The organism is Bacteroidales bacterium, from assembly GCA_031275285.1.
Classification (GTDB): Bacteria; Bacteroidota; Bacteroidia; order Bacteroidales; family UBA4181; genus JAIRLS01.
In genome coordinates this window covers 1-10,842 of the sequence record JAISOY010000174.1, presented here as the reverse complement: position 1 = coordinate 10,842, position 10,842 = coordinate 1, and the positions used below count along the sequence as shown (strand labels likewise).

The window sequence follows — 10,842 nt, the reverse complement described above, 5'->3', positions numbered from 1 at the left end:
TTTGCATTATTTGGTTCGCTTCCTTTTCTGATTAGCGGAGAGATACATTCCATATCTGATGCGTTTTTCGAGGCCATGTCGGGATTTACCACTACCGGTGCCACCATTCTCAGTGATATTGAAGCTTTACCTCACGGATTGCTCTTCTGGCGGGCATTTATGCATTTTATAGGTGGGATGGGTATCCTGGTGTTGGGTATTGCCATATTACCGATTTTCGGGGTAGGGAGTATGATGATCTATCATGCGGAAACCTCTAATGCTTCCATCAGCAGCCGGTTGAGCCCGAGAATTAAAGATACGGCTAAATACATTTCACGTATTTATATCTTTTTTACGATTATCTGCACCTTGCTTTATATTCCTGAGATGGGTTTTTTTGACGCCATCTGCCATTCTTTCTCTACTACCGCTTCGGGCGGATTTTCCACAAAGAATGCCAGTATGGGGGCTTATTCTGCTTATTCACAGTATGTTTCTGTCTTTTTTATGTTGTTGGCAGGAACTAACTTTACGCTGTTGTATTTTGCCTGGAAACGTGATTTTCGGAAAGTGTTGGCTAATGACGAGTTCAAATTTTACTTACTGATCGTGTTGCTGGCAACTTTATTTATCAGTTGTGGTTTGTTATATCATGATTTTAAAATAGAACAGGCAATACGTGAAAGCCTGTTCCATGTGGTAAGCATCCTGACCACTACCGGATATGTGGTCAGCGATTATACGCTCTGGTTTCCTCCATTATGGTTTATTATTTTTTTGATCGCTTTTATCGGCGGATCTGCCGGATCTACAGCCGGAGGCCTGAAGGTGGTCCGTTTTGTCCTCCTCTTCAAAATGATCCCTGTCCAGTTTAAACGGATTGTACATCAGAGGGGAATGATCCAGGTAAAGCTAAATAAGCAAAATGTTCCGGAGGACCAGATGTTCCGGACGTTGTCTTTTTTTATGATCTTTTTGTGTGTATTTACGGCAGCTACTTTTTTATTGATGATCAGCGGACTGGATTTTACTTCTTCCGTAGGAGCCTCCATCGCCTGTCTGGGAAATTCAGGGCCGGGCCTGGAGCTGGTGGGACCTGCAGGAAATTTTGGCGGCGTATCTATTTTCGGAAAATGGGTGTGTTCTTTTTTAATGCTTTTCGGGCGTCTCGAATTATATGCCGTCTTGGTCCTTTTTACCCATGCATTCTGGACAAAACAATGATATGAATATGGTTCCGGATTACCCCCTTCGGGGTTCAAGATTCAAAGTTTAAGATTTTCGCTTTGCATGAGAGATCAGTCATCCGTATCAAGAATAACGGTATAGCTTTTTCCTGGTACGAATGAAGGATCATACAATAATAAAAAGTTTTCATCGATTGCTGCATTCCATATCTGTCCCGGCGCTAATCTCGGGTTATTCAACCTCTCGGGAAAGAAACAACTGAAAGGCAGATCCAACACGTGTTCCTCCTTGAAACCATCCCCTTTCATCCTGTTTAGGTTGAAATTTCTTTTTGTCTTTATGATGACTTTTATCCGGCCTTTATTCTTTTTGTACCGTATTGTAAAATCTTTCTCCTGTTCGATCTCCTGAAGCCTTACATCCCATTTCGGATCACCGTAGTAGGCCAGGACATCCCTGTCATGCCAGAACCCAAGCTGGTCTTTAGTAGGCTTATCGCCCAAGGCCTCACTAAGTCTGTCTGTTGCTTCTTTCCATCCCTTGTTGAAATCTTTCTGATGCGGATAATTCTCCGTAAGGAAAACAGGATTCCACTGGCCCTGTTGGTGAAGAAAATCCTGCTGGTTCAGATAGACCGCCTCGGCAAGGGTATACCTTCCGGGAGTAGTCAACCAGTATTTTAAACCACCCCAGCCGTTTCTTCCGTGCCAGGTGAGCACCGTATATCCGATCATTGTAGCGGCGTTCCCACTGTTCATCCATGCGACCGCCATGCTTTCCTTCGTGTTGTCGATGTTACCGATCAGGCAGTTACCCACAGCAAAGTATACCTTTCTTTTCCCGCTTTCAACAAGAGGCCATGTATCTTTGGTGAAACGGTCTTCTGCGTAGAGGACACCATCCCGGGATTTGATATTCCCGAGTGAAAAGGGCATTTCGAGGTTTTTCTCTGTGGCATGTGCTGCTGTAACAACCAGGTCTGGACGGTATTTTTCATAAAGGTCCGTAAATTTTTTCAATACCTCTTTTTCATCGATCCGGTCCGTTTCTATTTTTCCTCCTTTCTCCTGTTTTTCTCCCCATAATCCCTTTTGATGATCATCCACCCAACCATATCTGTCGAACCATTTTGCACTTTTCAGTTCCGTGATACTCGCTACCGCATCCCGGATCACAAATGGCTCCGTGCTGTTGTTCACCATTTTAAGCGCAGAGCCGGCATCATAACCGGTGATCACGCCCCATAAAAAATCGGCAAAGATATCTTCATCTATTTTCCGGCTCAATTGATGAACGCGGATGATAAAGTCCCTGTTCAGTTGTTCGGGTTTTTCTACTATTGCAACGTAACGCGGACGTATTTCCTTCAGTTCCGGAAGCAGTTCTTCGGGGTGTTCATTATAGAACAAAGCTCCAGCCTGATGTTTCTTTTGCAGTTCCTGGACAACAGTATACCATGACTTGTCTTTTCTTACTTCTTCGGAAGCGATGACCAGATAATCGTCCGCATTGTATCTTTTAGAAGCGTAAAGCTCATTACCCGTCAAAAAAATAAGGACGGTTAAGAGAATTCCTACGAAAAAATGAATTTTAAAATGATTCTTCATCATACGATAGTTAACAGGATAAGTATGCAAAGTTAAAAATAAAATAATGAAAGCTTTTTATCAGGGAAAAACAAAGTATCAGCTAAGTTGAAAGCCAGTCTCACCAATGGTAACTCACATTTCTCAGTTGTTACATTAGTATGTGAGCCTGATATTTTATTTCTTAAAAATAAAATAAACAGCCAGGATAAGAAATATAAATCCGATTAAATGATTGAGGCGGAAAGATTCATTCTTGAACACCAGTGTGGTAAAGAAGGTAAATACGACTAATGTGATTACTTCCTGCATTACTTTCAGTTGCCACAGATTGAAAGGGCCTCCGTTCCCGATGAAGCCGATCCTGTTGGCCGGAACCTGAAAACAATATTCAAAGAATGCAATTCCCCAACTGATCAGGATAATCATAGGTAACCCAAGATGATTGAACCAATCCATTTCTTTAAACTTTAAATGCCCATACCAGGCAAAAGTCATGAATATATTGGAGACGATTAACAGCCCTACTGTGGCAACTATTTTCATATTAGTTATATTTTTTGACGCCGCAAAAGTAAAAAAACAGATCAGATAAATAATATAAAACAATTAATGTTATGCTTTCTGAACGTAATCAACTTGATCGATGCGACTTAAGAAAATAATAAATAGCACTGAATGCTTAATATTATTGGTTTCCATCATTTTTGAAAAAATCTATCTTTTATTGTTTATCTATATGGTATTGAACTGATTTTGCGCCATGAATAGCGGTTGTTTCAACGGATGATCATCTGCTCCTGGCTGGTCGGTTTTATGTTCCCGAAGCAGGTATTTGATATGTACATGAACTTAGTAAAATGAAAATAATCATTATACAGATTAAAAAATATAATTACACAAATCGTTGTTTTAGCTTATTGCTATTCATAATATTGTGAATATTGAATTTTATATTTTAAATTCGAAATTATAAGTGTTGCTTTCCTGTAATGCATCAACTACTTAATTTTGATAAATAATCGTACTTTTGTAATTGTTTTATTATAAAAATCAATATTTCTGATGTTAACCGGTCGTGTATGAAATATAATTCCTTTTTTCCGATTTTAATACTGTTCCTGTTGGGCTCTATTGATGCCCGGGGCCAGCAACCGATGAGCAACGCGGACTCAGTCAGTTTTTTTCTTGGTTATATGTATGGAAAGCAGATTTCCACTTCCAATATTGAAGGTTTTAATGTCGATGCTTTTTCTGGCGGATTAAAAAATGCCGTGAATCAAATATCTGTTGGAATGAATGATCAGGAGATCAATGCATTTTTGCAGAAATATTTCACTAACCTGCAACGGAAAGCCAATGATGCGCTTTTGAAACAGGGGCGGGAGTTCCTGGAAGAAAATAGTAAAAGGGAAGGAATCACAACACTTCCCAGCGGATTACAATACAGGATCATCAGGCAGGGAACAGGGGCAAAGCCTAAAGCAGTTGATGATGTGGAGGTGATCTATCATGGTACTTTGATTGACGGAACGGTATTTGATAGTGCAAAAGAACGGGGAACTCCGCTAAAATTGTCTGTAAGTGGGGTGATTCGTGGTTTCTCGGAAGCATTACAGTTGATGCCTGAAGGATCAATATGGGAAATTTTCATTCCTGCAGAACTGGGATACGGAGAAAATGTGAATCCTCAGGGGAAAATAAGACCCAATAGCGTATTGATTTTCGAAATAGATTTATTGAAGGTGGTGAAAAAAGAAACCATAATACCTAAAACCGAACCGAATTATTTTCAATAATCAATAAAATCATATGTTTTTGTCCGTAAACATGATGGTATAACCATCAGGATGAACGAAACCGGACATTAGATCAGACCTTTAAAATAATTATATACAGATGAAACGTCCATGCACTTGCGTCAACAAACACGCATGAATATACCGGGATGTTCCATTTGACCGTTAAAAATCAAATTATATTCAAATGAAACTCTGGGACAAAGGAATTGAAGTAAATAAAGAAATAGAACGATTCACAGTTGGTCTCGACAGGGAAATGGATATGTATCTGGCATCATTTGATGTGTTGGGTACCATTGCTCATATCCGTATGCTGGAATCCATTGGATTATTGAAAAAAGAAGAACTGGATGTGCTTGAAAAAGAGCTGCGGCAAATATTCAGGGAGATCCGGTCAGGTAATTTCCATATTGAAAATGATGTCGAAGATGTACATTCCCAGATCGAACTGATGCTTACCAGAAAGCTTGGGGATACCGGTAAAAAAGTGCACAGCGGTCGTTCTCGTAATGACCAGGTTTTAGTGGATATCAAACTATATATCAGGCATGAGATAGAAGAAATGGTAGAAGGTGTTAAATATCTGTTTAATACGCTTATTAAGCAGAGTAATCAATATAAGGATGTTTTGATGCCCGGATATACGCACTTACAGGTAGCGATGCCGTCTTCATTCGGATTATGGTTTGGAGCGTATGCGGAAAGCCTTACGGATGATATCCGCCTGATGCTGTCGGCCTGGGAAGTTGCCAATCAGAACCCCTTGGGTTCGGCTGCCGGATACGGCTCATCCTTTCCTCTCAACCGTACCATGACTACTGAATTACTGGGTTTTAAAGATCTTAACTATAATGTGGTATATGCGCAGATGGGACGGGGAAAAACCGAAAAAACCGTTGCTTTTGCTATGGCTTCGGTAGCTGCAACATTATCTCGTTTCAGTATGGATGCCTGTTTATATATGAGTCAGAATTTCGGATTTATTTCACTGCCGGATGAGCTGACTACCGGGTCCAGTATTATGCCCCACAAAAAAAATCCGGATGTATTCGAACTGATCCGGGCAAAATGTAATAAGATACAAGCCTTGCCCAACGATATTATATTGTTGCTGGACAACCTTCCTTCCGGTTATTTCCGGGATATGCAGATATTAAAAGAAATATTGTTCCCTGCTTTTAAAGAATTAAAGGATTGTATGGGCATGTTGGCTTACATGGCCGGGAAAGTGATCGTCAATACACAGATACTGGATGATGAACGTTACCGTTATTTATTCAGCGTAGACACATTAAATAAGTTAGTACTCAACGGAGTCCCGTTTAGGGATGCTTATAAACAGGTCGGTATTGAGATTAATGAAGGACGCTTCGTCCCGGAAAAAGTAGTAACGCATACCCATGAGGGAAGCATCGGTAATTTATGTAATGACAGGATCGAATCAAAAATGCAGCAATTACTGGACGGATTTTCTTTCGGAAAAGTAAATGCCGCATTAGAGAGTCTGATTGGAGAATAATTCATCACGATATACAGAGTGAAATTCTGTATGTATATGACCTGGGGATTATGATTACAATATCCTCCTTATTAAAAAACAGGATAAAACTGTATACCAAAAAGGTGTATATGTTTTTTTCATGTGCATTCCTCATATTGAATATTTCATTTTCCCAGACAGAGCAGGATTCTTTGATGGTTGTTCCTACTCCGCAAATGAATTCACTGAACCGGAGTGCTTCAAAGTTATCGAAAAAGCTCAAGGAATCTAAATCCGATAAAGATATCGCATTAGAATACGAGGCCCTGGCAAAAGAACTTATCAATAATAACGAATATGAGAAAGCAGAGGACTATTTAAACCGGGCCAAAGATATTTATACAAAGAAAAAAGAAAAGAAAAAGATGGCTGCAGTCAATCGTGAACTGGCGAAATTAAAAGAAAAACAACATCTTTATAGGTTAGCCATAAGCCTTTATGAAGAAGCCGGAAATCAGGCAAAAGATGATTTCATGAAACAGCTCAATGATAATGACGCTAATCGTTTACGCAACATAGCCGATCCGGTGACACAATCTACTTATATCCAAAGTAATATTGACTTGCTGGAAGAGAGAGGAACCAATGAAGAAAAGGTTGTAGCCTATCAGCAGATGGCGGAGAATCAAATGCAGCAGGACAAAACAGAAGTGGCTTTTCAGAATTTCAAAAAAGCTTTGGATAACACAGAAGAAAAAACGGAAGAAATAAAGATCAAAGGTGAAATGGCCAAAGCTTATGCTTCGAAAAACCAATATAGCGAAGCCTTAAGGCTGAATGAACAATTGGTGGATGAAGCGCGGCAAATGAATGATGTGAAAGCTGAGATCGAGCAATTACGTTCACTTTCTTCCCTTTATTTTTCTGAAAATAATATATCGAAAGGGCTGGAGTCGTTGATGAAATCGTATGAACTGGCAATTAACCACGGACAAACATTTGAGGCAAAGAAAAGTGTGGAAGATATGACCGGTTATTATCAAAAGAATAACCAGTATCATAAAAGTATAGAATTATACCAGGATTTTCTTCATAACCTTGAAAGAACAATCCAGGCTGATAGTTCACTGGTCGATAATAAATTGTTTCAGGTCACGGAAGAAAGGATACGGCAGTTAGAAACGGAACGCATCCTTAATGATGAACTGATCAGAGGAAAAAATATACTCAATTATGTATTGATCGCTTCTGTTTTTTTGATGCTGGTGCTCCTTATATTTATTGTTCATGCGTTAAATGTCATCAAAAAGCGAAATAAGAAAATAGCATTACAATCGTTACGCAGGGAAATGAACCCGCATTTTATTTTTAACAGCCTGAACAGTGTCAACCAATTTATTGCAAGAAATGATGAGCTGGAAGCCAATAAATACCTGACATCCTATTCACGGCTGATGCGTAACATCATGGAAAACTCCAATAATGATTTCATCAGGTTAAGCAAAGAAATGGAGCAGCTAAAAGAATACCTGGACCTGGAACATCTTAGATTCGCAGATAAATTTATATACGAGATAGATATTGAAGAATCAATTGACACTGAAGCTGCCTATGTTCCTACCATGTTGATACAGCCATATCTGGAAAATGCCATATGGCACGGTTTACGTTATCTTGATTACAAAGGGTTACTGCAGCTTCAAATCAGGCAAATCGATCATATGATCGTCGTTCGTGTCGAAGATAATGGTATTGGATTAAAAAGAAGCGGGGAGCTTAGAACGATGAATCAAAAATTACATCAATCACGCGGATTAAATAATATTTCTGAAAGGATAAGACTCTTAAATGATGTGTACCATATAAAGATACAAATATTCATGATGGAAAAAACCTCGCCTGAAACAGGTGTAGTTGTTGAAATCTCTTTTCCGTTCATTCATCCGGCTACCATAAAATAAATATAGATGAATAGGATCAGAACTGTAATTGTAGAAGATGAATCAGCCGCCAGGGAAGTACTTGGAAATTATTTGTCAAAATACTGTCCTCAGGTGGAAATCTTAGGTGAAGCGGTTAATTGTAAGGAGGCTGTTTCGTTGATTCATCAGGTGCAGCCTGAATTAGTTTTCCTGGATGTGGAAATGCCTTTCGGGAATGCCTTCGATGTATTGGAAGCATGTAAAGACCTGACCTTTGAGACAGTCTTTGTTACGGCATTTTCGGAATATTCACTCAAGGCCTTGAACCAAAGTGCAGCATATTACCTGTTGAAGCCGGTCAGTATAGAAGAATTGATCACAGCTGTAAATAAAGTACAGCGACAATTATTAAAAGAAGAAACATTCAACAGGAATCGTGTAGTTGTTGAAAACTTCCGTCAGTCACAACCTGAAAAAAGACAGGTGATCCTTCCAACTTTGGAAGGGTTCGAGGTAGTAAAAATGGAAGATATTGTCCGTTTGCAGGGGAATGGAAATTTCACAGACCTGTACCTCTCGGAAGGACGTAAGAAAATGGTTTGCCGGTTCCTGAAACATTTTGAAGAAATACTGCCTTACCCCTTTATGCGTGTCCATAAGTCGCATATCATTAATATAAACAGGGTCAAATCATACCACAAAGGATCCGGAGGATATGTGGTATTGGATGACCGGTCGGAGGTCGAGATTTCTCCGGCCTATAAAGAAATATTTTTGAATTATTTCAAGTAATTGGCTGAAAGATAGTAGATAGGGCGTGCTTGATTTTTTATGGAACTTTGCTCCCTTTCAATATTTTTCTTATCTTTACTTTTTAACCAAAACACAAAAATATGGGTAACGAACTGAACAATTTGCAACCGCAGATATTGTGGAAACACTTTAGTGATCTGTGTGCAATTCCGCGACCATCAAAGAAAGAAGCAAAAGCGATAGAATTTGTTAAAGGATTTGCTGTTACACAGGGATTGGATCATACAGTAGACCAGACGGGCAACGTCATCATACGAAAACCTGCCACCAAAGGAATGGAAGGTCGTCCCGGAGTTATATTGCAGTCGCATCTGGATATGGTACCCCAGAAGAATAATGATGTACAACATGATTTTGAGAAGGATCCCATTGAAGCCTATGTGGACGGTGACTGGGTTAAAGCCAGAGGAACGACATTGGGCGCTGATAACGGCATAGGCGTGGCTGCAGCTATGGCGGTGCTGGAGTCGAAAGAAATCGCGCATGGACCTATTGAAGCATTGTTTACTATTGATGAGGAAACCGGAATGACCGGTGCAAACGGATTGCAACCGGGAATGCTCAAAGGATCGGTTTTTATCAATCTGGATTCGGAAGAAGAAGGTGAATTATATATTGGTTGTGCCGGAGGATTAAATGTGGTTATCTCAATTGACTATACTGAAGAGCCTTCGGAAAAGTCCGGCCGGGCATATGAAATCAAACTTACCGGATTAAAAGGTGGTCATTCCGGATTGGATATTCATCTGGGAAGAGGTAACGCAAATTTAATAATGACCCGTTTTCTATGGCATGCATCCAGAAAATATGGATTGAGAATTGCTTCTATTGAAGGAGGAAACATGCGTAATGCCATTCCCCGGGAAGCATCGGCCATTGTTACCATCCCTTCAGGGAAAGGGCCGGAACTGGAGAATAGTGTCAGGGAGTTTTTGAAAATGATTACTGCCGAATTGGATGGTGTTGAGTCAGGTATTCAATTTATATGTGATCCTACGGGGCTTCCTGAAAAAGTATGGAGCAAAAAGTCACAGGACAATATTCTTAATGCCTTATATACAATGCCTAACGGAGCTATGCGGATGATTGCCGATAAACCGGATGTGGTGGAAACATCTACGAATCTGGCCATTGTGAAATCGGACGGAAAAAAAGTGGACATTACCTGCCTGTTACGTAGTTCTGTTGACTCAGCTAAAGAAAACCTGGCTGATGTCATGACCGCTTTGTGTGAAATGGCTGGAGGAAAGATCGAATTAAGCGGATCGTATCCGGGATGGAAACCAAATTTCGATTCAAAGATACTGAAAACAATGAAAGAGGTTTATCAGGAACTGTATGGAAAAGAACCGGAAGTCAAGGTCATTCATGCCGGACTTGAATGCGGTATTTTCGGGAAAAATTATCCGGATATGGATTATATCTCTTTTGGACCCACGATCATGCATCCCCATTCACCGGGAGAAAAGGTCAATATCCCGACTGTCGCTAAATTCTGGGATTATCTTATAGAAACATTGAAAAACGTTTAATTAATATGTAAGATGCCTGAAATACCTTCTTCTCGTATTTCAGGCATCTTGTTCTTAACATTACAGAGTATTCATCTTAAGGGACCTGCCGTTTGGAATATTTACAGTGGTTCAAATATTCGGAAAAAGATCCCATGATCTTTACCCAGGCATCATTCTGGGTGTTTTTCCTGGTGGTGATGTTGATTTATTCACTACTCTACAAGAAAAATGCGTGGCGCAATACTTTCTTGTTTCTGGTAAGTGTTTATTTTTACTATAAATGTGGCGGCTACTATTTTTCACTATTACTATGGTCCGTATTATTTAATTACTTTATCGGAAGAGGCATACAGGCAATAAAAACCGGAGCGGGGAAAAAAACGATGTTAGGTGTCGGGGTAACACTCAATTTATTGTTACTGGCCTATTTTAAATATGCTTACCTCTTTACCGGGTGGATCAACCGATTATTCGGAACATCATTCGAAGTAAAAAATTTATTGCTCGATTGGACCAATCGCATTGCTGGTGCTCATTTCGATATTTCGCAGATCA

Annotated in this window: 9 protein-coding genes; 7 read left to right on the top strand and 2 right to left on the bottom strand. The window is 39.8% G+C overall.

What is annotated here, in order from left to right:
- Nucleotides 1-1,206, top strand: a 1,206-nt coding sequence (locus LBQ60_17505; protein MDR2039720.1) for a TrkH family potassium uptake protein, incomplete at its 5' end; no start/stop codon positions are given.
- A gap of 74 nt (nucleotides 1,207-1,280) precedes the next feature.
- Here LBQ60_17505 and LBQ60_17500 read toward each other — a convergent pair.
- Nucleotides 1,281-2,777: a hypothetical protein gene (locus LBQ60_17500; protein ID MDR2039719.1), complete on the bottom strand. Its 1,497-nt coding sequence runs from the start codon at nucleotides 2,775-2,777 to the stop codon at nucleotides 1,281-1,283.
- A 156-nt stretch (nucleotides 2,778-2,933) separates the two neighbouring features.
- The gene (locus tag LBQ60_17495) at nucleotides 2,934-3,302 is read right to left on the bottom strand and encodes a DMT family protein (protein MDR2039718.1); all 369 of its coding nucleotides are present in this window, start codon (nucleotides 3,300-3,302) and stop codon (nucleotides 2,934-2,936) included.
- 536 nt (nucleotides 3,303-3,838) lie between these two features.
- Here LBQ60_17495 and LBQ60_17490 point away from each other — a divergent pair.
- The 6 genes from LBQ60_17490 to LBQ60_17465 form a co-directional block, all read left to right on the top strand.
- Entirely contained in the window at nucleotides 3,839-4,555 is a 717-nt protein-coding gene (locus LBQ60_17490; GenBank protein ID MDR2039717.1) for an FKBP-type peptidyl-prolyl cis-trans isomerase, read from the top strand.
- A 181-nt stretch (nucleotides 4,556-4,736) separates the two neighbouring features.
- Nucleotides 4,737-6,077, top strand: coding sequence for an argininosuccinate lyase (argH, locus tag LBQ60_17485; GenBank protein ID MDR2039716.1), 1,341 nt, complete (start codon nucleotides 4,737-4,739; stop codon nucleotides 6,075-6,077).
- A gap of 110 nt (nucleotides 6,078-6,187) precedes the next feature.
- Nucleotides 6,188-7,999, top strand: a complete 1,812-nt coding sequence (locus LBQ60_17480; protein MDR2039715.1) for a histidine kinase — start codon at nucleotides 6,188-6,190, stop codon at nucleotides 7,997-7,999.
- Between the two features lie 6 nt (nucleotides 8,000-8,005).
- Entirely contained in the window at nucleotides 8,006-8,752 is a 747-nt protein-coding gene (locus tag LBQ60_17475; protein MDR2039714.1) for a LytTR family DNA-binding domain-containing protein, read from the top strand.
- 101 nt (nucleotides 8,753-8,853) lie between these two features.
- On the top strand, nucleotides 8,854-10,305 hold the full coding sequence (locus LBQ60_17470; GenBank protein ID MDR2039713.1) for an aminoacyl-histidine dipeptidase: 1,452 nt from the start codon (nucleotides 8,854-8,856) through the stop codon (nucleotides 10,303-10,305).
- A 92-nt stretch (nucleotides 10,306-10,397) separates the two neighbouring features.
- The coding region (locus LBQ60_17465) for an MBOAT family protein (GenBank protein MDR2039712.1) at nucleotides 10,398-10,842 on the top strand (445 nt) is incomplete at its 3' end.